Here is a 23,873-nt window from a genome sequence, read left to right on the forward strand (position 1 = left end):
CTCCACTTCACAACCGGAGGCCTTCACCTGTCTGCACGACAGGCCGCCACCAGGTCACCTCAACTCGGGACAACGTCCCTGGACATCACACCTAGACCGGCACTTCCTCGGGCAGCAGCTCCGGGTCGGGCTTGCGGGATCGCCGGATCGAGCCGAGCAGCACCCCGGCGATCACGACGGCGGCGGCGCCGATCTCCAGGCCGGTCGGCCGCTCGCCGAGCAGCAGGAACGACGCCGTCAGCCCGACCACCGGCACGAGCAGCGAGAACGGCGAGACGACACCGGCCGGGTTGCGCCGCATCAGCGTGGTCCACAGGCCCGAGCCGACCACGGTGCCGATCAGCACGACGTACGCGAGCCCGCCGAGCGCGGTCAGCCCGGTCGGCGTGCCCAGCGTCGTCAGCGACCGCCACTGCGCGGCCGGCCCTTCCATGACCAGCGACAGCGCGAACATCGGCAGCGGCGGCACGACCGACATCCACAGCGTGAAGTGCAGCGGGTTGTCCGGCTCGGCCTTGCGGGTGCTGAGGTTGCCGAACGCCCAGCTCAGCGCGGCCAGCAGCGTCAGGACCATCGGCAGCAGGGCAGCGTGCCCGGACTGCTGCCACGCGATCGCGGCCATCCCGGCGACGGCCAGCACGATGCCGGCCAGCTGGTGCGGCGTGACGCGTTCGCGCAGGAAGACGGCGCCGAGCAGCACCGTGAACGGCGCCGAGGCCTGCAGCACCAGCGACGCGAGCCCGGTCGGCATCCCGGTGTCCATCGCGATGAACAGGAACGCGAACTGCCCGGTGCCGAAGCCCAGGCCGTAGCCGAGCAGGTGCCGCACCTTCACCTTCGGCCACGGCACGAACAGGATCGTCGGCACGGCGATCACGGCGAACCGCAGCGCGCCCGCGAACACCGGCGGGAACTGGCCGAGCGTGGCGTGGATGGCCAGGAAGTTCAGGCCCCAGAGGACGGCGACGAGCACGGCGAGCAGGCGGTCACGGGTGGGCATGCCTCCACTGTGACAACGGCAATCGTGAAGGACCAGCGAGAATATCTGCAGGGACTCTGTAGCCGTGCTTCACATATGCTGGGGTCGTGGATCTGGGTCGCCTGCGCACGCTGCGGGAGTTCGCCGACCGCGGCAGCGTGACGGCGGCCGCGCGGGCGCTGCACTGCACGCCGTCCGCCGTCTCGCAGCAGCTGCGCGCGTTGCAGGGCGAGGTCGGGCTGCCGCTCACCGAACCGGCCGGGCGCGGGCTGCGGCTGACCGACGCCGGGCGTGCGCTGGTCGCGCGCGCCGACGAGGTGCTGGCCGCGCTCGAGCGGGCCGAGTCCGAACTGGACACCTACCGCAGCGCGCCGCGCGGCCGGGTGCGGCTCGCGATCTTCCAGTCGGCCGGGCTGATGCTGCTGCCGGGCCTGCTGACCCGCATCGCCGGGTACGACGGCCTCGACGTCGACGTCCGGGACGTCGACATGACACCGCCGGAGGTGCCGGGCCTGGTCGCGGACTACGACGTCGTCGTGGCGCACCGCGACGAGCACGCGCCGGAGTTCGACTCCGGCCGCCTCGACGTCGTGCCGCTGCTGCGGGAGCCGCTGGACGTCGCGCTGCCCGCGGGGCACCGGCTGGCGAGCCGCCGCCGGGTCGACCTCGCGGAGCTCGCGGACGAACGCTGGATCGGCGTCGACCACGGCTTCCCGGTGGACGACGTGCTGCGCTCGCTGACCGTCCGGACCGGCGTGCGGCCGGTCGTCGTCCAGCGGATCAACGACTTCCGGATCACCGAGCGGCTGGTCGCGGCCGGGCACGGGATCGCGCTGGTGCCGCGCTACACGATCGACACGCGCCGGGGCGGCGGCCTGGTGAGCCGTCCGCTGGCCGGGATCCGCGCGGCGCGGCTGGTGGAGGCGGCCTGCCGCACGGGCGCGCTGCAGCGCCCGGCGGTGGCCCAAGTGATCGACGAACTGCGCGCGGAGATCGCCCAGCTCACCAAGATGTCGTGAGTGGTAATTAGGGTTCTAACCCGAATTACCACTCACGACGTCGTCCGGAAGCCGCGCAGGTGGGTCAGCGCGATCTGCAGGGCGTCCTCCAGCGCCGTGAGGTCGTGCCGGATGTGGGCCAGCAGCAGTCCACCTTGGACGGACGTCATCGCCGCCTGCGCCAGCCGCGCCGGGTCGGCACCGGGCGCCAGCTCGCCCTGCTCCTGCAGTTTGACCAGCCCGCCCACCAGGTGGGACTCCCACTCGCGGTAAGCCCGGTCGACCAGCGGCGCGAGCTTCGGGTTGTCGCCGACCTCGCCGGCGAGGTTGCCCAGCGGGCACGCGACCGGGCTGCCCGCGCGGCGGTGGATGTCGAGGAGCTGCTCGGTCCACGTCTCGAGGTCCGCCCAGGAGGCCAGCTCGAAGATCGCCGGCTGGTTGCCGAGGATCTCCTCGAGGCAGCGGTCGATCACGGCCGCGACCAGCTCGTCCTTGTTCTTGAAGTAGTGGTACATCTGCGATTTCCCGGCCCCGCTCGCGGCGAGCACCTTGTCGACGCTCGTGCCCGCGACGCCGTCGACGTACATCAGCTTGGCCGCCGCGTCGACGATCGTTTCGCGGGTCCGCTTGCCGCGCGGGGTCGTGGCCGCCGCTTGCGTCTCGCTCAACAACGCCCTGACCGGAGTCAACGACCACCTCCGCAGCGCGCTGCCGCCGGAGATCTTCGAAGTCCTCGAAGCGGACCGGCGCCGGGCCGCCGGGAAGTTCGCCGAGGCAGGCGACAAGATCGACGAGTTCACGCTGCCGGGCGCCGACGGCGCGGACGTGAGCCTGGGCGACCTCGTCGCGGACGGGCCGGCGGTGCTCGTGTTCTACCGCGGCCAGTGGTGCCCGTACTGCAACCTGACCCTGCGCACCTACCAGCAGGAACTGCTGCCCGAGCTGGCGAAGTCCGGCGCGAGCCTGGTCGCGGTCAGCCCGCAGAAGCCGGACGGCCCGCTCCCGGACCTGACGTTCCCGGTGCTGTCGGACGCCGGCAGCACCGTCGCCCGCGGACTCGGGCTGAGCTATCCCGTCTCCGCCCCGGTGCGGGACGCGATGGTGACCCTCGGCACGGACCTCGAGCAGGTCAACGGCACGTGGGAGCTGGTCCACCCGGCGGTCGTCGTGGTCGACCGTGACCGCGTGCTGCGCTTCGTCGACGTCCACCCGGACTTCGTCACGCGGACCGAGCCCGCGGACATCCTCAAAGCGCTCTGGCGCCGCGCTTCACGCCGAAGGTGATCACCGAACCCAGGACCAGGGCGACGCCGAGGGAGAGCAGCATGCTGATCCCGGGTTCGGTGATGATCTGGCCGCCCGCGTAGCCGAGGAAGGCCACGTAGGACGTCCAGAGCGTGACGCCGACGGCCGAAGCGGTGAAGAACTCCGCCACCGGCCAGCGGAGCGAACCGGCGAGGAGGGCGCCGATCGTCCCGCCCGACGGCAGCCAGCGGGCGGCGACCAGCACCGGCCGGGGGTGGCGCTGCAGCCGCCCGTCGAGCCAGCCGATGCCGGCGGCGATCTTCCGCCGCCGGCTCAGCCGGTCCAGCGCCGCCCGGCCGCCGAACCGGCCGAGGGCGTAGAGCGCCTGGTCGGAGACCAGGCACCCGGCACTCGACACGGCGATCACCAGTGCGAGCGACGTCCCGCCCTGTGCCGCCGCGACGCCCATCCCGAGGAGGGTCACCTCGGTGGGCAGCAGGGGCACCAGCGAGACGACGAACAGCACCAGGAGTCCCGCCGTAGTCGCGTCCACACCTCCATTAACCGCCCGCCGGGGCCGCGATGCTCCCGATCACCGGGGACTCACAGGAACCCGACAGGCGGCCCACAGGTTCAGCGATGGGCGCGGTTCACGGCCGAGACGACGGCGCGCAGCGACGCCGTGACGATCGACGGGTCGATGCCGATGCCCCAGAACACGCGGTCCGAGATCGCGCACTCGATGTACGACGCGGCGCGCGCGTCGTCACCCGGCGAGAGCGTGTGCTCGGAGTAGTCCAGGAGGCGCAGGTCGAAGCCGACGGTGCTCAGCGCGTCGAAGAACGCCGCGATCGGGCCGTTGCCGCGGCCGGTGACCTCGTGCTCGTCACCCTCCACGCGGACGGTCGCGGAGATGTCGTACTCGCCGTCACCGTTGTCGCGGACGTGCTGGCGGACCAGCTCCAGCGGCGTCTTCAGCTCCAGGTACTCGGCCGAGAAGGCGTTGTACATCGTGGTCGGGTCGACCTCGCCGCCCTCGGTGTCGGTGTAGCGCTGGATGACCTTCGAGAACTCGATCTGCAGGCGCCGCGGCAGGTCGAGCTGGTGCTCGGCCTTCATGATGTAGGCGACACCGCCCTTGCCGGACTGCGAGTTCACCCGGATCACGGCCTCGTACGTGCGGCCGACGTCCTTCGGGTCGATCGGCAGGTACGGGACCTGCCACGGGTACTCGTCCAGCGGGACGCCCTGCTTGTCGGCGGCGTCCTTCAGCGCGTCCAGGCCCTTGTTGATCGCGTCCTGGTGGCTGCCGGAGAAGGCGGTGAAGACCAGGTCGCCGCCCCACGGTGAACGCTCGGGCACCGGCAGCTGGTTGCAGTACTCGACCGTCCGCTTGATCTCGTCCATGTCGGAGAAGTCGATCTGCGGGTCGATGCCCTGGCTGTAGAGGTTCATGCCCAGCGCGACCAGGTCGACGTTGCCGGTGCGCTCGCCGTTGCCGAACAGGCAGCCCTCGATCCGGTCCGCGCCGGCCTGGAAGCCCAGCTCGGCGGCGGCGATGCCGGTGCCGCGGTCGTTGTGCGGGTGCAGCGACAGGATCACCGAGTCGCGGCGCTCCAGGTTCCGCGACATCCACTCGATCGAGTCGGCGTAGACGTTCGGCGTCGCCATCTCGACGGTCGCCGGCAGGTTCAGGATCACCGGCTTCTCCGGCGTCGGCTGCCAGATCTCGGTGACGGCGTTGCAGACCTCGAGCGCGTACGACAGCTCGGTGCCGGTGTAGGACTCCGGCGAGTACTGGAAGCGGAAGTCGGTGTCCGGCTGCTTCGCGGCCAGCTCGACGACCATTTCCGCGGCCTGCGTCGCGATCTTCTTGATGCCTTCGCGCTCCTCGCGGAAGACGACGCGGCGCTGCAGGATCGACGTCGAGTTGTAGATGTGGACGATCGCGCGCGGCGCGCCTTCGAGCGACTGGAAGGTGCGCTCGATCAGCTCCGGGCGGCACTGGGTCAGCACCTGGATGCTGACGTCGTCGGGGATGGCGCCCTCGTCGATGATCTCGCGGACGAAGTCGAAGTCGGTCTGGCTCGCGGCCGGGAAGCCGACCTCGATCTCCTTGTACCCCATGCGTACCAGCAGGTCGAAGAACTTGCGCTTGCGCGCGGGCGACATCGGGTCGATCAGCGCCTGGTTGCCGTCCCGCAGGTCGACGGCGCACCACAGCGGCGCGCGCTCGATGCGCTTGGCGGGCCAGGTGCGGTCGGGCAGGTCGATGTTCTCGACGAGGTCGTACCAGGGGCGGTAGCGGTGCACCGGCATGGACGTGCCCAGCTGGGTGTTCCAGGCGGGCTGGTCAGCGGGGGCGGGACGCGAAGGCTTGCGGATCTTGCTCATGCGAATTCGGGGTTCTCCAGCTAGACGGGTGCGACCGGCACCACGAAGCCCCGCGACGGGGAGCCGGTCCGGTCAGGCCCCGTCGCGGCAGCGAAGCAGGAGAGCACGCGCCACGCCCCCACCATAACCACGGAACACGGCGCGGGGAAAGCCGGGCGGTCCCCAGCTGGGGTTACCTGTGGGTAGCAATTGGCCGGTGGCCGTGCGAAACTGCGGGCATGGGTGAGCACGCGGAGTCATCGTCGACATCAGCGTCGGCTGCGTCGGCGTCGGATGAGGAGACGAAGGTGTCCCGCCGGGCCCCGGTCGACTGGCGCGCGACGGGCGGCCGGATCGCTTCGATCGTGGCGTCGATCGTCCGCTGGGTGGGCCTGGTCTTCGCGGCGCTGCTGGTGATCCACGTGATCTTCACGGTCGGCTCGGCCAACCCGGACAACGGCATCGTCTCGTTCGTGAAGTCCTGGGCGGACAGCCTGGCGCTGGGGTTCAGCGACCTGTTCACCCCGAGTGACGCGAAACTTCGCGTCCTGGTGAACTACGGCATCGCGGCGATCTTCTGGCTCGTGGTGTCGGGGATCCTGGCGAAGATCATCCGCCGGGTGGGCGGAGCTTCCTGAGTCACGACCGCGCCGGCCCCCGCAATCGGCGCGGTTCACCGAACCCGTATCTCGCGTGACTGAGGCCGGAACTCGCGAGTTACGGCTCTGATCACGCGAGTTACGGGCTTGATCACGTGAGTTCCGTCGGGAGTCACATGACTTCCGGGTTTGCCCGGCCGAGCTAAAGGGCCGACGTACCCCACTGGTCGGTGAACGCGAACTCCGTCAGCGGCACCCGCACCCGCTCCGCCTTCTCCCGCTCGATCCGCCACTCCTCCTCGAGCACATCCGGATGCCCCGGCAACCCCACCGCGATGGCGACCTTCGGGACCGCGTCGTCCGGAAGGCCGAACGAAGAACGGACCGCGTCCGCCGAGAAGCCCGCCATCTGGTGCGCCACCAACCCGAGCTCCACCGCCTGCAGCACGAGGTTCTCCGAAGCCAGCCCCAGCCCGTACTCCGCGTACGGGACCGCCCCCTTCTCGTTCGTCGTCACCATCACGCCGATCAGCAGCAGGCCCGCGCGGTGGGCCCACGCCCGGTTGCCCGAGTTCAACGTCGCCAGGATCGCGTCGAACGACGGTGTCCCGCGCACGCCCACCAGGTAGCGGGCCGGCTGGGTGTTGCCGAACGACGGGGCCCAGCGGGCCGCCTCCAGGAGCGACCGCACCTGGTCCGGGCTGACCGGCGAAGACGCGTCCAGGGCCCGCGGGCTCCACCGCTCGGCCATGATCGAAGCGATCGGGATGCTCGTCACAGCTGGTTTCCGCATGATCGCCACCGTACCGACGGCGTGCGCTGCATCACTCGGGAGGAAGGGCTCCGCGCATTTCGTTGGTGTTACGGAAGATTTACTTCCGAGCGGCCCGGGGAGCGGGTCCGCCCCACGTCAAGAGGGTGGCGGGCCGCCGGAGCCCCGGTAGGCTCCTTCTCAACTATGGGACGCGGGGGCTCTCCGGTGCCCACCAGGGAGCAGACCCGGCCCGTCTAGGAGGTTCGGGCGTGGCCCTCGTGGTCCAGAAGTACGGCGGATCGTCGCTGGAAAGTGCCGACCGGATCAAGCGCGTCGCCGAACGGATCGTCGCCACCAAGAAGGCGGGCAACGACGTCGTGGTGGTCTGCTCGGCGATGGGTGACACCACCGACGAGCTGCTCGACCTGGCTCAGCAGGTCAACCCGGCGCCGCCGGAGCGGGAGATGGACATGCTGCTCACCGCCGGTGAGCGCATCTCGAACTCGCTGGTCGCCATGGCCATCTCGGCCCAGGGCGCGGAGGCGTGGTCGTTCACCGGTTCGCAGGCCGGCGTCGTCACGACGTCGGTGCACGGGAACGCGCGCATCATCGACGTCACCCCGAGCCGCGTCACCGAGGCCCTCGAGCAGGGTTACGTCGCGCTGGTGGCGGGCTTCCAGGGCGTCGCGCAGGACACCAAGGACATCACGACGCTGGGTCGCGGCGGCTCGGACACCACCGCCGTCGCGCTGGCCGCCGCGCTGAACGCGGACGTCTGCGAGATCTACTCCGATGTGGACGGCGTGTACACCGCCGACCCGCGGGTGGTGCCGGACGCGCGCAAGCTCGACACCGTCACCTACGAAGAAATGCTCGAGCTGGCCGCGAGCGGGTCGAAGATCCTGCACCTGCGCTCGGTCGAGTACGCGCGCCGCTACGGCGTCCCGATCCGTGTCCGCTCTTCCTACAGTGACAAGCCGGGCACCACGGTGACCGGTTCTATCGAGGAGATCCCCGTGGAACAAGCCCTGATCACCGGTGTGGCGCACGACCGCTCCGAAGCGAAGATCACGGTCACCGGGGTGCCGGACACCGCCGGCGCCGCGGCCCGGATCTTCCGCGTGATCGCCGACGCCGAGATCGACATCGACATGGTGCTGCAGAACGTCTCCAGCACGGTGTCCGGTCGCACGGACATCACGTTCACGCTGTCGAAGGCCAACGGCGCCGCGGGCGTCAAGGAGCTGGAGAAGGTCAAGGCGGAGATCGGCTTCGAGTCGGTGCTCTACGACGACCACGTCGGCAAGGTCTCGCTCGTTGGTGCCGGGATGCGGTCGCACCCGGGTGTCACGGCGACGTTCTGCGAGGCGCTGGCCCGGTCCGGCGTCAACATCGAAATCATCAACACGTCAGAGATCCGCATTTCGGTGCTGATCCGGGACGCCCAGCTCGACGAGGCCGTGCGCGCGATCCACGACGCCTTCGAGCTCGGCGGCGACGAAGAAGCTGTTGTCTACGCGGGGAGTGGTCGCTGATGGCGGACGGGCTGCGGATCGGGGTGGTCGGCGCGACCGGCCAGGTCGGCGCGGTGATGCGCAAGCTGCTGGCGGAGCGGGAGTTCCCGGTCGCCGAGCTGCGGTACTTCGCTTCGGCGCGCTCGGCGGGTTCGACCCTGCCCTGGCGCGACGGCGAAATCACCGTCGAGGACGCGACGACGGCGGATCCGTCCGGTTTGGACATCGCGCTGTTCTCCGCGGGCGGGTCGACGTCGAAGGCGCAGGCGCCGCGGTTCGCCGAGGCGGGCGTGACGGTGATCGACAACTCCTCGGCGTTCCGGATGGACCCGGACGTGCCGCTGGTCGTCAGCGAGGTCAACCCCGAAGCCATCAAGGAAGCGCGGAAGGGGATCATCGCGAACCCCAACTGCACCACCATGGCCGCGATGCCGGTGCTCAAGCCGCTGCACGACGAGGCCGGGCTGGTCCGGCTGGTCGCGTCGACGTACCAGGCGGTGTCCGGCAGCGGGCTGGCCGGTGTGGACGAGCTGGCCGGGCAGATCAAGGCCGGCGCCGAGCACGCCGCGCTGCTCACCCACGACGGCGGCGCGATCGAGTTCCCGGCGCCGGACAAGTACGTCCGGCCGATCGCGTTCAACGTCCTGCCGATGGCCGGGTCCATTGTGGACGACGGCGAGCTCGAGACGGACGAAGAGAAGAAGTTCCGCAACGAGAGCCGCAAGATCCTGAGCATCCCGGGTCTCGGGGTGTCCTGCACCTGTGTGCGCGTGCCGGTGTTCTCGGGGCACTCGATCTCGGTCAACGCCCAGTTCGAGCGCGCGCTGACGGTCGAGCGCGCGACCGAGCTGCTGGCGCACGCGCCGGGTGTCGAGCTGTCCGACGTCCCGACCCCGCTGCAGGCGGCGGGCAACGACCCGAGCTACGTCGGCCGCATCCGCGTCGACCAGGGTGTCGAGGACGGCCGCGGGCTGGCGCTGTTCATCTCCAACGACAACCTCCGCAAGGGCGCGGCGCTCAACACCGTGCAGCTCGCGGAGCTGGTGGCGCAGCAGCTCTGAGCCGAACCCGCCCGGCCCCGGACACCCGGGGCCGGGCGGGTTCACTTCTTCGGCTTATTCTGCCGGGGCTGCATCGGCGGCAGGCCGAACGCCATCCGCAGCTCCGGCTTCTGCAGCGGCCGCAGCACGGCCATCATCAGCCCGCCCCACACGAACAGCCCGACGGGCGTTCCGGTGGGGCCGCCGGCCGACGAGCTCTGCACGAGGCTCACGACCAGGCCGATGAGCAGCACCGCGATGAACGCGCATTCCAGCCAGATGACCGTGAAGATGATCTTGCGTTCGCGCCGGCTCAGCAGCGCGCTGAACACCACGAGGGCGACGAGCAGCGCCGAGTTCACCGACACGACCACCAGCGGCCAGGTGACATCGGTGCCGTCGTCCACGCCCGCCGCCAGTGACCAGACGAAGACGGCGAGGGCCAGGTAGAGCACGGCCTGGGCGGCGATCGCGAGCCGCATCGTCCTGATCCCGCGCCGCACCTCCCGGTCCGCGTTTTCGCCGGACGCCGGCAGCGGCTGGTAGGCGCTCGATTCGGTCACGGGACCACCTCTCTCCGAACACCCGCGGCAGCGACCGGCCAAAGAGAGCACGGGTGCCCGGGGACCGGTCCCCTCACGCGTCCCTGGCCGCCTTCCGGCACGCCTGGGCGCGCAACGCCGCGAACTGCTCACGGGCTTCGCAGAGCGCTTGACGTCGGTGTCGAAGTTCCAGACATGACCGTCGGCGTGGCCGCCGAGCCGCCGGAACTGGGCGACGGCTTCGTCGTGCCGGCCGTTGTGGTGCAGCGCGTAGATCGCGTAGCCGCGGTCTTCCCGGGTAGCGGGGTGCTCGGCGCCTTCGCCGTCCAACCAGGGCAGAGCTGTTTCGAGGGCCTCCTGGACGTACCGGCTGCGCCAGATCGGGTTGCCCTCCATGGCCATTTCGAAGGCCGCGTGCAGAGGCAGTGGCGTCAGCGACGGCGCGAAGGCCGCGGCGCCGGCGGCAAAGTCGAGCAGGCGTTCTTCGGTGCCGTGCCACTTCGGGCACCAGTACTGCAGGGCGCGGTTGTGGCCGATGCGGTGGGCGGGCGCGCGGACGAGCAGACCCGACCAGATCCGTCGAAGGGCTGGTACCGGACATCGAGCCCCCGGCAGACGGTGACGAGGGTCGCCCAGGGTGTCGGATCGGCGCCGGCGAGTTCGGCCGCCTTCCAGGCGGTGTCGCGGGCGTGTTCCAGCAGCTGGTAGAAGGGCCCGAACTGCTGCCGGCTGGTGTGCTGCCGGCCGCGCGCGGCGCCCCGGCGCTGCCAAGCCAGGGCGACGAAGGTCTCCGCCTGCACGACGGCGGCGTCGGGATCGCCGTCCCGCTCGGCGAGCCAGTCGCGCAACCACTGGCGTTCGGTCGTGGCGGTGAGCGGTGATTCCGGCCTGCGCGGTGACAAGGCCTGCGGTGGTTCCCGGCGTGACCAGCGCACCGCCAGGTTGCCCACAATCGGAGGCCGCTGTGGACAACTCAGCGCCCGACGCCCGAGCCGCGGTTTTCGTCGGCGGCCGCCGATAGACTGGACAAGGGCACGCCCCCCTGGGTCGGGCAGGGTCCCGGCAAAGTCGTGTTGTTGCAGGCAGGCACGGCCCGCTCTGGTGATCATGTGGTTGTCGAAGCCCATGATCTGCGAGAGAGCCGTGCCTGCTGTGACGTCGTCTCGTATTCCTGCCGTGTTGTCCGGACTGACCCCGGTCGATCTTGAGCGGGTCCTCGCATCGTTGGGGTACGACGTTGCCGCAGGTCAGGGCGATATGAGGCGCCGGATGAGGCCGCCGTAGGACGGGCCTTGTCGATCGTGGACGGAGATCGCTTGGACGCCGCGATCAGCGCATGGATCCGCCACCGGGTCAGCGGGCACAGCGCCCCGGAAGCGATCGCGGTGGACGGCAAATCCGTGCGTGGCACCTTCGCCCGCACCGGCGGGGCCGGGGTGCATCTGCTGTGTGCTGTGACCCATCAGAGCGGGGTCGTCCTCGGCCAGCAGGACGTGAGGACCGGGACCAGCGAGATCGCGTGGATGCAGCCGCTGCTGGACCAGATCGACCTGGCCGGGGTGGTGGTGACTGCCGACGCACTGCACACCACCCGCGGTCTGGCCGTCTACCTCGCCGGCCGTGGCGCGCACTATGTGTTCACCGTCAAGGAAAACCAGCACCGGCTTCACGCCCGCCTGCAGACTCTGCCCTGGCCTCAAGCCGCCCATCACACCACCACCGGGATCGGGCACGGCCGCCTCGAGCAACGCGTCATCGAAGTCCTGCCCGCTCCCCATGATCTCGGCTTCCCTGACGCGGCGAGGGTTTTCCAAGTCACTCGCTACCGCACCGACCGCACCACCGGCACCCGCGAAACCCACACCGTTCACGGGGTCACCAACCTCACCACCGCGCACTGCGCCCCCACCGGCATCGCTGCGCACCTATGCGGTCACTGGCAGATCGAGAACCGGTTGCACTGGGTCCGCGACGTCACCTACAGCGAAGACGCCTCCCGCGTCCGCACCGGCGCTGCACCCCGCGCGATGGCCAGCCTCCGCAACCTCGCCATCAGCGCATTCCGCCATACCGGCCATACCAACATTGCCGCCGCCCTCCGAAAAACCGCCCGCGACCCCAACCGGCCACTCACACTCTTCGGAATCACCCCATGACCAGCACAAACAACTTTGCCGGGACCCTGCCCAGGGAGAGTGGGGAGCTGCCCGGGCGCGTTTCTCCACAGTGGACTGCCGGAAATCGCCTTGTCCGATTTCCGGCCAGAAGGGATCCTAAGCCCCGCAACCAGTTGCAGGGGAGGAAACCATGTACACCGCCGTCGACGGCGCGCGAGTCCCGATCCGGATGTGGGCGGACCCCGCGTCCGTCGAAGACCAGGCCATGCGGCAGCTGCACAACGTCGCGAACCTGCCGTGGGTGCACGGTGTCGCCGTGATGCCCGACGTGCACTACGGCAAGGGCGCGACAGTCGGCAGTGTCATCGCCATGCGCGACGCCGTTTCGCCGGCCGCCGTCGGGGTCGACATCGGGTGCGGGATGAGCGCTGTCCGGACGTCGCTCGGCGCGAACGACCTGCCGGACGACCTCGGGAAGCTGCGCCGGCGGATCGAAAGCGCCGTCCCGGTGGGTTTCGGCCTGCACAAGACGCCGGTGAACCCGGCCAAGGTGCACGGCGTCGGCGGCTGGGACGCGTTCTGGAAGGGCTTCGGCGAGCTGCACAGCGGCGTCCAGGAGCTGCACGACCGGGCCGCGCGCCAGATCGGGAGCCTCGGCGGCGGGAACCACTTCATCGAGGTCTGCCTCGACGACGAAGGCCGCGTCTGGCTGATGCTGCATTCGGGTTCGCGCAACATCGGCAAGGAGCTGGCGGAGCGGCACATGGCCGTGGCGCGGAAGCTGCCGCACAACGCCGACCTGCCGGACCGCGACCTCGCGGTGTTCGTCGCGGGCACGCCGGAGATGCAGGCGTACCGGCGTGACCTCTTCTGGGCGCAGGACTACGCGGCGCGCAACCGCGCCACGATGGTCGCGCTCGTGAAGCAGGCGCTGGCCGACGTCGTGCCGGGGACGGCCTTCGACGACGCGATCTCGTGTCACCACAACTACGTCTCCGAAGAGACGTACGACGGGGTCGAGCTGCTGGTCACCCGGAAGGGCGCGATCCGCGCGGGATCGGGTGACCTGGGGATCATCCCGGGCAGCATGGGGACCGGTTCGTACATCGTGCGCGGGCTCGGGAACGACTCGTCGTTCCAGTCGGCGTCGCACGGCGCCGGGCGTCGGATGTCGCGGAACAAGGCCAAGAAGCTGTTCACGGCCGACGACCTCGCGGCGCAGACGGCCGGCGTCGAATGCCGCAAGGACTCGGGTGTGGTCGACGAGATCCCGGCGGCGTACAAGGACATCGATTCGGTGATCCGCGCGCAGACGGACCTGGTCGAGGTGGTGGCGCACCTCAAGCAGGTCGTCTGCGTGAAGGGCTGAGCCGGTACCTTGGCGACATGACGAGGGGTGGAACGACGGCCGCGTTGCTGGCCGGGGCCGCACTGCTGCTGAGCGGGTGCGACCAGGTCGGCAACGCGGTCGACCAGGGGGCGGACACGGCGAACAAGGTCAGCGCGTGCACCGAGGCGCTCGGGCTGGCGGACCTGAACCCGCTGGTCGACCCGGCCAAGCTCAAGGCGCGGGCCGAGGACAAGGAAAAACGGCTGCGCGAGCTGGCCGGGAACGTCCAGGACCAGGACGTCAAGAACGCGCTCTTCGGCATGGCCGACTCCTACGTCGAGGTGCAGAAGGAACGCATCGAGGACGCCGGCGTCGTCGCCCAGTGGGTGCAGCGCAACGTCAAGAAGCTCGACGCCCTGCGCGCGGCCTGCGGCTAGTTGCGGCTCTCGGCCAGCGCCGGCGCGGGGTCCGCGACCGGCTTCGGGGCCCGCCGGCGCAGCAGGCCGGCCGACGCGATCAGCAGGCCACCGAGGCCGGCCGCGGCGAAGCCCCACGCCGGGCTCGAATGGTCGATCGCGAAGCCGACCACCGGGCTGCCCAGCGCCAGGCCGAGCCGGGTGGACGCGTCCTGCAGGCCCATCGCCTCGCCGCGGACCCGCGGCGGGGCGATCCGGCTGACCGTCTCGGTGGTCGCCGCCAGTGTCGGCGCGCAGACCAGGTTCGTCGGGATCAGCACCAGCATCAGCAGCCACCACGGCTGGTCGGCCAGCCCGACCGGGACCACCAGCAGCGCGAGCAGCAGCATCAGCAGGCCCTGCGGCAATGACCGCTTCACCGCGCCGTGCACGATGCCGCCGAGGATGGACGCGGCGCACATCACCGCGATGACCAGGCCGGTCACCCCGAGGTCGCCGTTCGCGCGCAGCGCCGCGAGCGTCGCCAGCTCGGTGCCGACCAGCACGAACAACGCGCCGGCCGCGATCAGCAGCGTCGCCACCAGCCGGCCGGTGAGCCAGCTCCGCAGCGGCGGGCGGGCGGTCTCGGCGAGCGGGTCGGTCACCGCCTCCCGGATCGGCGGGTTCACCAGCCAGATCAGGAACGCCGTGCCGCCGAACAGCACGCCGAGCGCGCTGAGCGTCCACGTCGGGGAGAACGACGTGATCGCCGCGATGCCGGCGGCGGGACCGATCATGAACGTCGCTTCGATCGAGATCGTGTCGAGCGAGTACGCCGCCCGCCGCTCCGAAACCGGGACGAGCGCGGCCAGGATCTGCCGGGCGAGCGAGCCCGCCGGCACCGAGAGCATCCCGGCCGGGATCGCGACGGCGGCGAGCACCTCGTACGGCAGGTGCGGCGCGGCGATCCAGAAGACCGTGGTGCCGATGCCGCAGACGGCGACGATCGGGCGCAGGCCGTACCGGTCGAAGCAGCGGCCGAGCAGCGGCGCGCCGAGCGCCATCCCGAGGGTGACCCCGGCGCCGACCAGCCCGGCGGCGCCGTAGCCGCGGCCGAGCCCGGTGACGATGTAGAGCGTCATCAGGACGCCGTTCATGGTCATCGGCAGCCGGGCCAGGAACATCAGCGCCATCGTCGACGGGACTCGGGGAACGGACAGGACCCGGCGGTACGGCTGCAGAGGCACGTCTTCGATGAGAACCCAAGGTGGTACGCGCGTGCAAGTTATTTCCCCGGTCATCGGGTGTGGCACTTCCGCGCCGAGTGTCACGCCGCTGGTCCACGGCAGGGTATCGGGCGTGGTGTTCGACCGGGCGCTGGCCCGCCTGGAAACCGGCGTGACGCTCTGAGTGCCCGTCCGCTTCGGCGCTTTTACCGGAATTGAATTCGCGTTTTCCGCCCGGCCGGTGCGAACCTTGTGGGTGGCGGTGCGAGCGTGGGGGACGCCCTGTCTGGAGCAGTCCCGACACGCGGTCCGACGGAGTGATGAAGCTAAATGATCACCGTTTACACCCGCGTGGGTGACCGAGATGCTCCACAGTGGACGGCTGTCACCAGCGGTGACGATCGGACTCACTGTTGATGATCTTCAGGGGGACGGGCAAGGTTTCGACGTTAATCAATTGCGGGCGAGTTCGCTTCCCCTGCATCCGGCACGTAAGGGTTAGAAATCCTCCCTAACCGGTGATCGGGTGGCTTATCTCCGATACGGCGGGTATCGATTTAACGCGTCAGGTCTCCCGAGGCCAGGAGGTAGGAAATGAAAGGCAAGTTCGGGCGGTCCATCGCCCTGGTAGCCGCCGGCAGTCTGCTGGCGGTCGCGACGGCGGGGATCGCTTCGGCGAGCCCGGACGGGGGCAAGGGTTCCTCCAGCACCCAGGCCCTCGCCGCACAGGTGCTCCAGATGCGAGACGACCTGACCAAGGTGGCTTACGCGGGCAACGTCGGCGCCACGCGGTCGGATCTCGGTCGGATGAGCCCGGTGATGGCGGACATCGCCGCCGGCAAGCGCTACACGGTCCAAACCGACACCGAGCAGCTCGCCGGCCTGGCCAAGGGCCGCGCCGACGAGTCCACCCGGCTGCTCACCGACCCGACGGCCAAGGCGCGGCAGCTGCCGCCGCTGCCGTTGCCGATCCCGTCGCTGCCGGACCTGCCGGGCCCGCTGAAGATCGTCAGCGACCTAGTGAAGGCCCTGCTCGCCGCGGTCACCGGCATCCTCGGCGGCCTGCTCGGCGGCCTTCCGGTGCCACCACTGCCGGTCCCGCCGCTGCCTGTACCGGCGGCCTGATTCCGGCACAGTGAAACAGGGGGGCCCGGAGCCCGGTCGCGGACATTTCTCCGCGCCGGGCTCCGGGTCGTTTCGGGCGCCGGTCCGCCGCCCCGCTCACCGGGGGCCGGGGTCGGTGCGGGTTCGCTGCCGCCTCGCTTACCGGGCCGGGCTCAGTGCGGTTCGCCGCCCCGGCCGAGTGTCGATCTGCCGCCGCCGCCCGCGCCGCTGCCGCCCGCCATGCATGAGTCATTCACTACGTCCGGGCTAGGCCTTGCCGCAGCGCGCCGGCCATCTCGGCCAGCGCTTCCCGGAACCGGCTGCCGACCCCGGTGAAGTTGATGAACCCGTGGATCAGGTCCTCGTGCCGCCGCAACGCCACATCCACGCCGGCCGAGGCGAGTTTCTTCGCGTACGCCTCACCTTCGTCGCGCAGCGGGTCGAACCCGGCTGTGACGACCAGGGCCGGCGGCAGGCCGCTCAGGTCGTCCGCGCACAGCGGGGACAGGCGCGGGTCGGTCAGGTCGGCGCCCTCGGGCACGTAGTGGCCCTCGAACCACTTCATGTGCACGTCGGTGAGGAACAGGTCCTCGGCGAACAGGTCCTGCGAGCGGTAGCGCCGCGTGAAGTCCGTCGCCGGGTAGATGAGCAGCTGGAACGCGGGCGCCGGGCCGCCGCGGCGAACCGCCTGCTGGGCCGTCACCGCGGCCAGGTTGCCGCCCGCGCTGTCGCCGCCGACGGCGATCCGCGCCGGGTCGGCGCCGAGGTCGCCCGCCTTCGCCACGGCGTACTCGAACGCCGCGAGCGCGTCTTCCGCGGCCGCCGGGAACGGGAACTCCGGCGCCAGCCGGTACTCGATCGACAGCACCCGCACCCCGGCGTGCTTGGCCAGGAAGCGGACGGCGTTGTCGTGGCTCGCGCGGGTGCCGATCACCCAGCCGCCGCCGTGGAAGAACACCAGCAGCGGCGACTTCTCGGGCAGCCCCACCGGCGTGTAGAGCGTCGCCGGCAGATCGCCGTCCGGCGTCGGCACGGCGATCTCCCGCACCGAAACCGGCTCGATCGTCTTGCCGCTGACCAGGTGCCGTCCGACGTCGAGGAGTGCGCGCGACTTCTCGACCGAGCCCTGCACCAGCTCGGCGCCGGAGAGCTTCTGCAGCCGGAGGAGCAGCTGGGCGTCGAGCGCGAGGTCCTGGCCGTCGAGGCGCACCGGGCGGCCCGCGACGGCTCGCCGCACCGGCGTGGGCAGCCAGAACGCGAGCTGGGACGCGGCCGCCTGGACGCGGACCGGGAGCGGGATGGCCATGGTTCCTCCTGAGCTTCGACGCCGCCCAGGACGTTACTTGTCAGTAGGTAACAGGTCCAGCTGTGACCAGGACCTCCGTCCCAGAGACTGGTCCTCCAGTTAACTGGAGGGGTTAGCCTGGAAAGCGTGACTTCAGCCAGGACGGTCAACGTGCTCGGGATCGGCGGCTCTCTGCGCGAGGGCTCCCAGTCCGAACGCGCGTTGCAGATCGCGCTCGCCGCCGCGGCGGAAACCGGCGTCCGGACCCGGCTGCTCACCGGGCCGGAGCTGGTGCTGCCGTTCTACGACGCCGGCGAGCCGGAACGCGACGAACGCGCGACCCGCCTCATCGAGGCGATCCGGCAGGCGGACGGCCTGATCGTCGTCTCGCCGGGTTACCACGGCGCGCTGTCCGGGCTGGTCAAGAACGCCCTGGACTACGTCGAGGACCTCCGCGACGACACCCGGCCCTACCTCGACGGCCGCGCGGTCGGCCTGGCCGCCGTCGCGTACGGCTGGCAGGCGGCGGTGACAACCCTCGAGCAGCTGCGCACGATCACGCACGCGCTGCGCGGCTGGCCCACCCCGCTGGGGGGCTCGATCAACTCCGCCGAGACGAAGTTCGACGACGGCGGCGGCGCGTCCGACGAGAAGAGCATCCGCACCCTCCGCCTGATCGGGCGCCAGGTCGCGGAGTTCGCGGTGACGCGCGCCGCCTGAGGTTTCCGCCGGAGGCCGCCGGGTAACCGAACCACGTGATGCCTGCCATGTGGGGGCACCGTTCCGCGGGTGCGGGATGTTGTGCCCAGTGAGACGCTCGCTGTGGAGCGTCCCCGGACAGAAGGCAGGCAGAGCATGGGTCAGGCGATCTACACGGCGGTGGCGACGGCGCGCGGCGACGGCCGCAACGGCGAGGTGACCTCCTCGGACGGCGTCATCGACGAGTCCCTGGCCATCCCGAAGGAGATGGGCGGCCCGGGCGGGGACAAGACCAACCCGGAGCAGCTCTTCGCCGCCGGTTACTCGGCCTGCTTCCACAGCGCGCTGCAGCTGGTCGCGCGTCAGGCCAAGGTGACGCTCAACGACTCGACCGTCACCGCCGAGGTCAGCGTGCTCAAGCAGGACGTCGGGTTCGGCCTCGGGGTCGCGCTGAACGTCTCGCTGCCGGGCCTCGAGCAGGCCCAGGCCAACCAGCTCGTCGAGCAGGCCCACCAGGTCTGCCCCTACTCGAACGCGACCCGCGGGAACATCGAGGTCGCGCTCTCCGCCACCGTCTGACCCCCTCGGGCCGGCACGAAGGAAGGATCACCGCCAGATGAGCAAGTCTCCGATCAAGAGCCCGCTTTCCGAAGCCGACAAGGAGATCACCGGCAACGCCCTGCAGGCGACGCTGGTGGACCTGGTCGACCTTTCGCTGATCGCCAAGCAGGCGCACTGGAACGTCGTCGGCTCGAACTTCCGCAGCGCGCACCTGCAGCTCGACGAGCTCGTGAACACCGCGCGCCAGTACGTCGACGAGGTCGCCGAGCGCGCCAACGCCATCGGCGTCTCGCCGAACGGCAAGGCGAAGACCGTCGTCGAGAGCTCGGGCGTGCCCGAGTACCCCGACAACTGGCAGTCCGTGGAGTCCACGGTCGCCGCGATCGTCGACATCCTCGCGGCGCTCATCGAGCGGCTGCGCGCCCGCATCGACGAAACGGACAAGAGTGACCTCGTGACGCAGGACCTGCTGATCGAGATCACCCGCGCGCTCGAAGAGGCGCACTGGATGTGGCAGGCCCAGCAGGCCTGACCCGTCCCGCGAAAGGGGCCGTTCCGCTTCGGAACGGCCCTTTTCGCGTCGCTTCGCAGTAGTTTCGACGGCATGGTGCTGCATCAGGGAAAAGCCGGCCGCCCGGACCGCGCCGGCGGCACGAACCCGCTCTACGCCGGGGCGAACCCGGCCTTGGCGGCGGGGTTCGTCATGCCGCACGACCAGCTGCGCGACGACCCGCTGCCGCCGGACACGGCGCTGCAGCTGGTGCGCGACGAGCTGATGCTCGACGGCAACGCGCGGCTCAACCTCGCCACGTTCGTCACGACGTGGATGGAGCCGCAGGCGCGTGAGCTGATGGCCGAGTGCGTCGACAAGAACATGATCGACAAGGACGAGTACCCGCAGACGGCCGAGCTGGAGCGCCGGTGCGTGAACATCCTCGCCGACCTGTGGCACGCGCCCGATCCCACCGGGATCATGGGCTGCTCGACGACCGGTTCGTCCGAAGCCTGCATGCTCGCCGGGATGGCGTTGAAGCGGCGCTGGTCCCGGCTCGGGCGCACCGGTAAGCCGAACCTGGTGATGGGCGCGAACGTCCAGGTGTGCTGGGAGAAGTTCTGCGAGTACTGGGAGGTCGAGCCGCGGCTGGTGCCGATGGACGGCGACCGCTACCACCTCACGGCGGACGAAGCCGTGGCCCGGTGTGACGAGAACACGATCGGCGTGGTCGCGATCCTCGGGTCCACTTTCGACGGCAGCTACGAGCCGGTCGCGGAGATCACGGCGGCGCTGGACGCCCTTGCCGACCGGACCGGCTGGGACATCCCGGTGCACGTCGACGGCGCGTCGGGCGCGATGATCGCGCCGTTCCTCGACCCGGACCTGGTGTGGGACTTCCGGCTGCCGCGGGTCGCGTCGATCAACACGTCGGGCCACAAGTACGGGCTCGTGTACCCGGGTGTCGGCTGGGTGATCTGGCGCGACCAGGCCGCGCTGCCGTCCGAGCTGGTGTTCAACGTGAACTACCTCGGCGGCGACATGCCGACGTTCGCGCTGAACTTCTCGCGCCCGGGCGCCGAGGTGGCGGCCCAGTACTACACGTTCGTCCGGCTCGGCCGCGAAGGGTTCCGCGCGGTGCAACAGGCTTCGCGCGATGTTGCGACGCATCTGTCGGCCGGGATCTCGGAACTGGGGCCGTTTTCGCTGCTGACCCGCGGGGACCAGCTGCCGGTGTTCGCGGTGACGACCCGTGCGGACGCCGGCTTCGACGTCTTCGACGTGTCACGCCGCCTGCGCGAGCGCGGCTGGCTCGTACCCGCGTACACGTTCCCGGCGAACCGGACGGACCTGGCGGTCCTGCGGATCGTCGTCCGCAACGGCTTCACGCACGACCTCGCGGACCTGCTGCTGGGGGACCTGGGGCGGGTGGTCTCGGAGTTGGAGAAGGAAGGCGGCCACCCGACGAAGGCGACCGCCTTCCACCACTAGCGCCAGGACTTGGCGCGGGCCCGGAACTCGCGTGATCAAGACCGGAACTCGCGTGACTGGGGCCGGAACTCGCGAGTTCCGTGCTCAATCACGCGAGTCACGTCTCTGATCACGCGAGTTCCGGGCGGGATCACGCGGGTTACGGGCAGCGTGTCAGTGCCAGGACTTGGCGCGGGCGTACTGGTCCGGCCAAGCGACATCCACGCCGAGGACGTTCGCCGCGCGCAGGGGCCAGTGCGGGTCACGCAGTAGCGCGCGGGCCAGGAACACCGCGTCCGCTTCACCCTTTTCGACGATCTCCTCCGCCTGGTGCGGGTCGGTGATCATGCCGACCGCGCCGGTCGGGAGGCCCGCCTCGGTGCGGATCCGCTCGGCGAACGGCACCTGGTAACCCGGGCCCACCGGGATGTCCGGGTTCGGGGTGTTGCCGCCGGAAGACGTGTCGATCAGGTCGATCCCGCGCTCGGCCAGGAGCTTCGCGAGCCGGACGGACTCGTCGAGCGTCCAGCCGCCCTCCGTCCAGTCGGTGGCGCTCAGCCGGGCGAAGAGCGGGACGTCCGTCGTCGCGCGGACGGCGTCGGCGATCTCGAGGGCCAGCCGCGTGCGGCCCTCGAAGTCGCCGCCGTAGCGGTCGGTGCGGGTGTTCGACAGCGGGGACAAGAACTGGTGGACCAGGTAGCCGTGGGCGAAGTGCAGCTCGAGCAGGTCGAACCCGACGTCGACGGCCCGCTCGGCCGCTTCGGCGAAGGCCGCGGGGAGCGCGCTGACCTCGTCGGTGGTCAGCGGCCGGGCGGGGGCGTAGGCGCCGAAGGGCTGTGCGTCGGCGCCGACGCTCTGCCAGCCGCCGTCCTGCGTCGCGACGCTGCCGGTGCCTTCCCACGGCCGCTGCGCCGAGCCCTTGCGGCCGGCGTGGCCCAGCTGCATGCCGATGGCCGTGCCCTGGCCGTGCACGAAGTCGACGACGGTCCGCCACGCGTCGGCCTGGGCCTGGTTCCAGATCCCGGTGTCCTGCGGGCTGATCCGGCCTTCCGGGACCACCGCGGTCGCCTCGGTCATGACGAGCCCGGCGCCGCCGGTGGCGAACTGGCCCAGGTGGACGAGGTGCCAGGCGCCGGGCACGCCGTCGGTCGCGGAGTACTGGCACATCGGCGACACCCAGGCGCGGTTCGGCAAGGTCAGGCCGCGGACGGTGATGGGGCTGAAGAGTCGGCTCACCTCTCGATCAACGGCACGTGCCCGCCGTCTCTTCCCGTCGCCAGGGCGGGTACCGGCGAGTAACGTCGACCACATGGGTGTCGCTGCTGACGAACGCCAGGCGTTGAGCTCGCTCTTCGAAGACCTCGGGCCCGACGCGCCGACTTTGTGCGAAGGCTGGACCACGCGGGACCTCGCCGCGCACCTCGTCGTGCGTGAGCACCGGCCCGACGCCGCGCCCGGGATCATGGTGCCCGCGCTCGCCGGATACACGCAGAAGGTCCAGGACCGCTACGCCGCGAAGCCGTGGGGCGTCCTGGTCGAGCAGGTCCGGCGGGGCCCGTCGAAGTTCTGGCCCACCTCGATCGGCCCGCTCGACGAGCTGACCAACGGCGCGGAGTTCCTCGTCCACCACGAAGACGTCCGTCGCGCGCAGCCGGACTGGAAGCCGCGCCCGGCCGACCCCACCCGGGACGCCACGGCGTGGCGCTCGGCGAAGGGCGCCGCGAAGCTCAACCTGCGCAAGTCACCGGTCGGCGTCACCCTCCGGACCACGGACGGCCAGGAGGCCGCGGTCAAGACCGGGCCCGACCCGGTGACGGTGGTCGGCGACCCGGTCGACCTGCTGCTGTTCGTCTTCGGCCGCGACGCGGTGAACCTCGACTTCCAGGGTGACCCGGCCGCGGCCGCGAAGCTTCAGGCGGTCAAGCGGGGGCTCTAGGCTGTGCGCCATGCCGATGATCAGTGTTTCGATGTTCCCCGGCCGCACGCCCGCGCAGAAGAGCGCCCTGGTCAAGGAGCTGACCGACGCCTTCATCCGCACCTGCGGCGGCAAGCCCGAGGGCGTCCAGGTGACGCTCGTCGAGATCGGCGCGGACCACTGGGCCACCGGCGGGGTCCTGCACTCCGAACGCTGACCGCCGCTTTCACGTGAAAGCTACGCCCGCAGGACGTAGCTTCCACGTGAAAGCTACGCGGATCAGCGCAGGCCGAGCGCCCGCTGGGCGAAGTTGACCTCGATCGAGGTCTGCTTGATCGTCTCGGCGATCACCAGCGAGCCGTGACCGGCGTCGTAGCGGTAGAACTCGTGGTGCAGCTCGCGACCACCGAGGCGGTCGAGGTAGTTCTCGATCTGCCGGATCGGGCAGCGCGGGTCGTTGTCGCCGGCCAGCACGAGCACCGGCGCCGTCACGGCGTCGACGTACGTGATCGGCGAGCACTCCTGGTACACCGCCGGCACCTCCTCCGGCGAACCGCCGAAGAGCGCGCGGTCGAACGAGCGCAGCTGCTCCATCTCGTCCTCGTACGCGGCGACGTAGTCCGCCACCGGCACCCCGGCGACGGCCGCCGCCCAGCGCGTCGGCTGCGTGCCGATCGCCAGCAGCGACAGGTAGCCGCCCCACGAAGCGCCGTTCACCACGCACTTCTTCGGGTCACTGAGTCCACTTTGGACGGCCCAGTCGTGCACCGAGGCGACGTCTTCCAGCTCGGTCAGCCCGGGCCGGCCTTCGATGGCGTCGCGCCAGGCCGAGCCGTAGCCGGTCGAGCCGCGGTAGTTGACCTCGACCACGGCGAACCCCGCGTCGAGCCAGGTCGCGCGGTAGGCCGAGAAGCGGTCCTCGTCCGCCGCGTGCGGGCCGCCGTGCAGGGAGAACACCGTCGGCAGCGGGCCTTCCGGCGCGCCCGACGGCCGCGAGACCAGCGCGTGGATCCGGCCGCCGACCCCTTCGACGAACGCGTCGGTCACCGGCTCGGACCCCGGCGCGCGCTCGCCCGGCGGCTCGAGCAGCACGGAGTCCGTGCCGTCAGTGGTCCGCGCGCGGACCGCGGGCAGCCCGGCGGGGGTCGACCAAGAAGACTCGACGGTGCCGTCCCGGGGGACGGCAGTACCCCCGACCCCGCCGGCGTGGGTGTTCCCAAAGAAAAACTTGGCG

The 23,873-nt window shown here is 70.6% G+C and carries 27 protein-coding genes; 17 read left to right on the forward strand and 10 right to left on the reverse strand.

Annotation, left to right across the window (positions count from 1 at the left end):
- Nucleotides 1-91: 91 nt before the first annotated feature.
- Complete coding sequence (locus tag ACZ61C_RS00005; RefSeq protein ID WP_465301111.1) at nucleotides 92-1,000, reverse strand: EamA family transporter; 909 nt, start codon at nucleotides 998-1,000, stop codon at nucleotides 92-94.
- An 86-nt stretch (nucleotides 1,001-1,086) separates the two neighbouring features.
- Here ACZ61C_RS00005 and ACZ61C_RS00010 point away from each other — a divergent pair, with 86 nt between their 5' ends.
- A complete protein-coding gene (locus ACZ61C_RS00010; RefSeq protein WP_465301113.1) occupies nucleotides 1,087-1,998 on the forward strand; it encodes a LysR family transcriptional regulator in 912 nt (303 codons plus the stop codon).
- Between the two features lie 32 nt (nucleotides 1,999-2,030).
- On the opposite strand, the gene ACZ61C_RS00015 is transcribed toward ACZ61C_RS00010, so the two are convergent.
- Nucleotides 2,031-2,645 carry a TetR/AcrR family transcriptional regulator gene (locus ACZ61C_RS00015; RefSeq protein ID WP_465301115.1) on the reverse strand — a complete coding sequence of 205 codons (615 nt, stop codon included), beginning with the start codon at nucleotides 2,643-2,645 and terminating at the stop codon, nucleotides 2,031-2,033.
- Between ACZ61C_RS00015 and ACZ61C_RS00020 the strand changes: the two genes are divergently transcribed.
- Nucleotides 2,620-3,261, forward strand: coding sequence for a peroxiredoxin-like family protein (locus ACZ61C_RS00020; RefSeq protein ID WP_465301117.1), 642 nt, complete (start codon nucleotides 2,620-2,622; stop codon nucleotides 3,259-3,261). The genes ACZ61C_RS00015 and ACZ61C_RS00020 overlap by 26 nt on opposite strands.
- Here ACZ61C_RS00020 and ACZ61C_RS00025 read toward each other — a convergent pair.
- Together ACZ61C_RS00025 and leuA are read right to left on the reverse strand one after the other, a co-directional pair.
- Nucleotides 3,224-3,775 (reverse strand): DedA family protein, encoded by a 552-nt coding sequence (locus tag ACZ61C_RS00025; protein WP_465301119.1) that lies wholly within the window; start codon nucleotides 3,773-3,775, stop codon nucleotides 3,224-3,226. The two genes, ACZ61C_RS00020 and ACZ61C_RS00025, sit on opposite strands and share 38 nt — an antisense overlap.
- An 80-nt stretch (nucleotides 3,776-3,855) precedes the next feature.
- Nucleotides 3,856-5,616, reverse strand: a complete 1,761-nt coding sequence (leuA, locus tag ACZ61C_RS00030; RefSeq protein WP_465301121.1) for a 2-isopropylmalate synthase — start codon at nucleotides 5,614-5,616, stop codon at nucleotides 3,856-3,858.
- A 218-nt stretch (nucleotides 5,617-5,834) separates the two neighbouring features.
- Between leuA and ACZ61C_RS00035 the strand changes: the two genes are divergently transcribed.
- Nucleotides 5,835-6,233, forward strand: coding sequence for a hypothetical protein (locus ACZ61C_RS00035; RefSeq protein WP_465301123.1), 399 nt, complete (start codon nucleotides 5,835-5,837; stop codon nucleotides 6,231-6,233).
- 163 nt (nucleotides 6,234-6,396) lie between these two features.
- On the opposite strand, the gene ACZ61C_RS00040 is transcribed toward ACZ61C_RS00035, so the two are convergent.
- Nucleotides 6,397-6,987 (reverse strand): nitroreductase family protein, encoded by a 591-nt coding sequence (locus ACZ61C_RS00040; RefSeq protein ID WP_465301125.1) that lies wholly within the window; start codon nucleotides 6,985-6,987, stop codon nucleotides 6,397-6,399.
- Between the two features lie 230 nt (nucleotides 6,988-7,217).
- Here ACZ61C_RS00040 and ACZ61C_RS00045 point away from each other — a divergent pair, with 230 nt between their 5' ends.
- The gene (locus ACZ61C_RS00045) at nucleotides 7,218-8,483 is read left to right on the forward strand and encodes an aspartate kinase (protein ID WP_465301127.1); all 1,266 of its coding nucleotides are present in this window, start codon (nucleotides 7,218-7,220) and stop codon (nucleotides 8,481-8,483) included.
- Nucleotides 8,483-9,523 carry an aspartate-semialdehyde dehydrogenase gene (locus ACZ61C_RS00050; RefSeq protein ID WP_465301129.1) on the forward strand — a complete coding sequence of 347 codons (1,041 nt, stop codon included), beginning with the start codon at nucleotides 8,483-8,485 and terminating at the stop codon, nucleotides 9,521-9,523. The genes ACZ61C_RS00045 and ACZ61C_RS00050 overlap by 1 nt, the downstream gene beginning before the upstream one ends.
- A gap of 41 nt (nucleotides 9,524-9,564) precedes the next feature.
- Here ACZ61C_RS00050 and ACZ61C_RS00055 read toward each other — a convergent pair whose 3' ends face one another.
- Nucleotides 9,565-10,065 (reverse strand): hypothetical protein, encoded by a 501-nt coding sequence (locus ACZ61C_RS00055; RefSeq protein WP_465301131.1) that lies wholly within the window; start codon nucleotides 10,063-10,065, stop codon nucleotides 9,565-9,567.
- Between the two features lie 174 nt (nucleotides 10,066-10,239).
- On the opposite strand from ACZ61C_RS00055, the gene ACZ61C_RS00060 reads away from it, so the two are divergent.
- The 5 genes from ACZ61C_RS00060 to ACZ61C_RS00080 all read left to right on the forward strand — a co-directional run bounded on the left by ACZ61C_RS00060 (nucleotide 10,240) and on the right by ACZ61C_RS00080 (nucleotide 13,928).
- A complete protein-coding gene (locus tag ACZ61C_RS00060) occupies nucleotides 10,240-10,752 on the forward strand; it encodes a hypothetical protein (RefSeq protein WP_465301133.1) in 513 nt (170 codons plus the stop codon).
- Nucleotides 10,734-10,925: a hypothetical protein gene (locus ACZ61C_RS00065; protein WP_465301135.1), complete on the forward strand. Its 192-nt coding sequence runs from the start codon at nucleotides 10,734-10,736 to the stop codon at nucleotides 10,923-10,925. Before ACZ61C_RS00060 ends, ACZ61C_RS00065 begins: the two co-directional genes overlap by 19 nt.
- A gap of 339 nt (nucleotides 10,926-11,264) precedes the next feature.
- Nucleotides 11,265-12,200 carry an ISAs1 family transposase gene (locus tag ACZ61C_RS00070; RefSeq protein ID WP_465302704.1) on the forward strand — a complete coding sequence of 312 codons (936 nt, stop codon included), beginning with the start codon at nucleotides 11,265-11,267 and terminating at the stop codon, nucleotides 12,198-12,200.
- A gap of 151 nt (nucleotides 12,201-12,351) precedes the next feature.
- Entirely contained in the window at nucleotides 12,352-13,530 is a 1,179-nt protein-coding gene (locus tag ACZ61C_RS00075; RefSeq protein ID WP_465301137.1) for an RtcB family protein, read from the forward strand.
- A 17-nt stretch (nucleotides 13,531-13,547) separates the two neighbouring features.
- Nucleotides 13,548-13,928, forward strand: coding sequence for a hypothetical protein (locus tag ACZ61C_RS00080; protein ID WP_465301139.1), 381 nt, complete (start codon nucleotides 13,548-13,550; stop codon nucleotides 13,926-13,928).
- Here ACZ61C_RS00080 and ACZ61C_RS00085 read toward each other — a convergent pair.
- A complete protein-coding gene (locus tag ACZ61C_RS00085; RefSeq protein WP_465302706.1) occupies nucleotides 13,925-15,070 on the reverse strand; it encodes an MFS transporter in 1,146 nt (381 codons plus the stop codon). The genes ACZ61C_RS00080 and ACZ61C_RS00085 overlap by 4 nt on opposite strands.
- A 636-nt stretch (nucleotides 15,071-15,706) precedes the next feature.
- On the opposite strand from ACZ61C_RS00085, the gene ACZ61C_RS00090 reads away from it, so the two are divergent.
- Complete coding sequence (locus ACZ61C_RS00090) at nucleotides 15,707-16,237, forward strand: hypothetical protein (RefSeq protein WP_465301141.1); 531 nt, start codon at nucleotides 15,707-15,709, stop codon at nucleotides 16,235-16,237.
- Nucleotides 16,238-16,472: 235 nt separating this feature from the next.
- Here ACZ61C_RS00090 and ACZ61C_RS00095 read toward each other — a convergent pair whose 3' ends face one another.
- Entirely contained in the window at nucleotides 16,473-17,522 is a 1,050-nt protein-coding gene (locus tag ACZ61C_RS00095; RefSeq protein ID WP_465301143.1) for an alpha/beta hydrolase, read from the reverse strand.
- 126 nt (nucleotides 17,523-17,648) lie between these two features.
- On the opposite strand from ACZ61C_RS00095, the gene ACZ61C_RS00100 reads away from it, so the two are divergent.
- From ACZ61C_RS00100 to ACZ61C_RS00115, 4 genes are all read left to right on the forward strand, one after another.
- Nucleotides 17,649-18,221: an NADPH-dependent FMN reductase gene (locus ACZ61C_RS00100; RefSeq protein ID WP_465301145.1), complete on the forward strand. Its 573-nt coding sequence runs from the start codon at nucleotides 17,649-17,651 to the stop codon at nucleotides 18,219-18,221.
- A gap of 135 nt (nucleotides 18,222-18,356) precedes the next feature.
- Nucleotides 18,357-18,779: an organic hydroperoxide resistance protein gene (locus ACZ61C_RS00105; protein ID WP_465301147.1), complete on the forward strand. Its 423-nt coding sequence runs from the start codon at nucleotides 18,357-18,359 to the stop codon at nucleotides 18,777-18,779.
- Nucleotides 18,780-18,816: 37 nt separating this feature from the next.
- Nucleotides 18,817-19,293, forward strand: coding sequence for a Dps family protein (locus ACZ61C_RS00110; RefSeq protein WP_465301149.1), 477 nt, complete (start codon nucleotides 18,817-18,819; stop codon nucleotides 19,291-19,293).
- A 72-nt stretch (nucleotides 19,294-19,365) separates the two neighbouring features.
- The gene (locus ACZ61C_RS00115) at nucleotides 19,366-20,745 is read left to right on the forward strand and encodes a glutamate decarboxylase (protein ID WP_465301151.1); all 1,380 of its coding nucleotides are present in this window, start codon (nucleotides 19,366-19,368) and stop codon (nucleotides 20,743-20,745) included.
- A 153-nt stretch (nucleotides 20,746-20,898) separates the two neighbouring features.
- On the opposite strand, the gene ACZ61C_RS00120 is transcribed toward ACZ61C_RS00115, so the two are convergent.
- Nucleotides 20,899-21,960: an NADH:flavin oxidoreductase/NADH oxidase gene (locus tag ACZ61C_RS00120; protein ID WP_465301153.1), complete on the reverse strand. Its 1,062-nt coding sequence runs from the start codon at nucleotides 21,958-21,960 to the stop codon at nucleotides 20,899-20,901.
- Between the two features lie 73 nt (nucleotides 21,961-22,033).
- Here ACZ61C_RS00120 and ACZ61C_RS00125 point away from each other — a divergent pair, with 73 nt between their 5' ends.
- Nucleotides 22,034-22,660: a TIGR03085 family metal-binding protein gene (locus ACZ61C_RS00125; protein WP_465301155.1), complete on the forward strand. Its 627-nt coding sequence runs from the start codon at nucleotides 22,034-22,036 to the stop codon at nucleotides 22,658-22,660.
- Between the two features lie 10 nt (nucleotides 22,661-22,670).
- Nucleotides 22,671-22,856: a tautomerase family protein gene (locus tag ACZ61C_RS00130; protein WP_465301157.1), complete on the forward strand. Its 186-nt coding sequence runs from the start codon at nucleotides 22,671-22,673 to the stop codon at nucleotides 22,854-22,856.
- 62 nt (nucleotides 22,857-22,918) lie between these two features.
- Here the strand turns inward: ACZ61C_RS00130 and ACZ61C_RS00135 are convergent.
- A partial coding sequence (locus tag ACZ61C_RS00135; RefSeq protein WP_465301159.1) for an alpha/beta hydrolase family protein occupies nucleotides 22,919-23,873 on the reverse strand: 955 nt, incomplete at its 5' end.

The organism is Amycolatopsis sp. NPDC104587 (genome assembly GCF_055583645.1).

Bases quoted from the DNA above. Each gene is read 5' to 3' on its own strand.
- ACZ61C_RS00005 (WP_465301111.1), bottom strand. From the start codon at position 1,000: ATGCCCACCCGTGACCGCCTGCTCGCCGTGCTCGTCGCCGTCCTCTGG.
- leuA (WP_465301121.1), bottom strand. From the start codon at position 5,616: ATGAGCAAGATCCGCAAGCCTTCGCGTCCCGCCCCCGCTGACCAGCCC.
- ACZ61C_RS00035 (WP_465301123.1), top strand. From the start codon at position 5,835: ATGGGTGAGCACGCGGAGTCATCGTCGACATCAGCGTCGGCTGCGTCG.
- ACZ61C_RS00040 (WP_465301125.1), bottom strand. From the start codon at position 6,987: ATGCGGAAACCAGCTGTGACGAGCATCCCGATCGCTTCGATCATGGCC.
- ACZ61C_RS00050 (WP_465301129.1), top strand. From the start codon at position 8,483: ATGGCGGACGGGCTGCGGATCGGGGTGGTCGGCGCGACCGGCCAGGTC.
- ACZ61C_RS00060 (WP_465301133.1), top strand. From the start codon at position 10,240: ATGACCGTCGGCGTGGCCGCCGAGCCGCCGGAACTGGGCGACGGCTTC.
- ACZ61C_RS00075 (WP_465301137.1), top strand. From the start codon at position 12,352: ATGTACACCGCCGTCGACGGCGCGCGAGTCCCGATCCGGATGTGGGCG.
- ACZ61C_RS00080 (WP_465301139.1), top strand. From the start codon at position 13,548: ATGACGAGGGGTGGAACGACGGCCGCGTTGCTGGCCGGGGCCGCACTG.
- ACZ61C_RS00085 (WP_465302706.1), bottom strand. From the start codon at position 15,070: ATGTTCCTGGCCCGGCTGCCGATGACCATGAACGGCGTCCTGATGACG.
- ACZ61C_RS00090 (WP_465301141.1), top strand. From the start codon at position 15,707: ATGAAAGGCAAGTTCGGGCGGTCCATCGCCCTGGTAGCCGCCGGCAGT.
- ACZ61C_RS00095 (WP_465301143.1), bottom strand. From the start codon at position 17,522: ATGGCCATCCCGCTCCCGGTCCGCGTCCAGGCGGCCGCGTCCCAGCTC.
- ACZ61C_RS00105 (WP_465301147.1), top strand. From the start codon at position 18,357: ATGGGTCAGGCGATCTACACGGCGGTGGCGACGGCGCGCGGCGACGGC.
- ACZ61C_RS00110 (WP_465301149.1), top strand. From the start codon at position 18,817: ATGAGCAAGTCTCCGATCAAGAGCCCGCTTTCCGAAGCCGACAAGGAG.
- ACZ61C_RS00115 (WP_465301151.1), top strand. From the start codon at position 19,366: ATGGTGCTGCATCAGGGAAAAGCCGGCCGCCCGGACCGCGCCGGCGGC.
- ACZ61C_RS00125 (WP_465301155.1), top strand. From the start codon at position 22,034: ATGGGTGTCGCTGCTGACGAACGCCAGGCGTTGAGCTCGCTCTTCGAA.
- ACZ61C_RS00130 (WP_465301157.1), top strand. From the start codon at position 22,671: ATGCCGATGATCAGTGTTTCGATGTTCCCCGGCCGCACGCCCGCGCAG.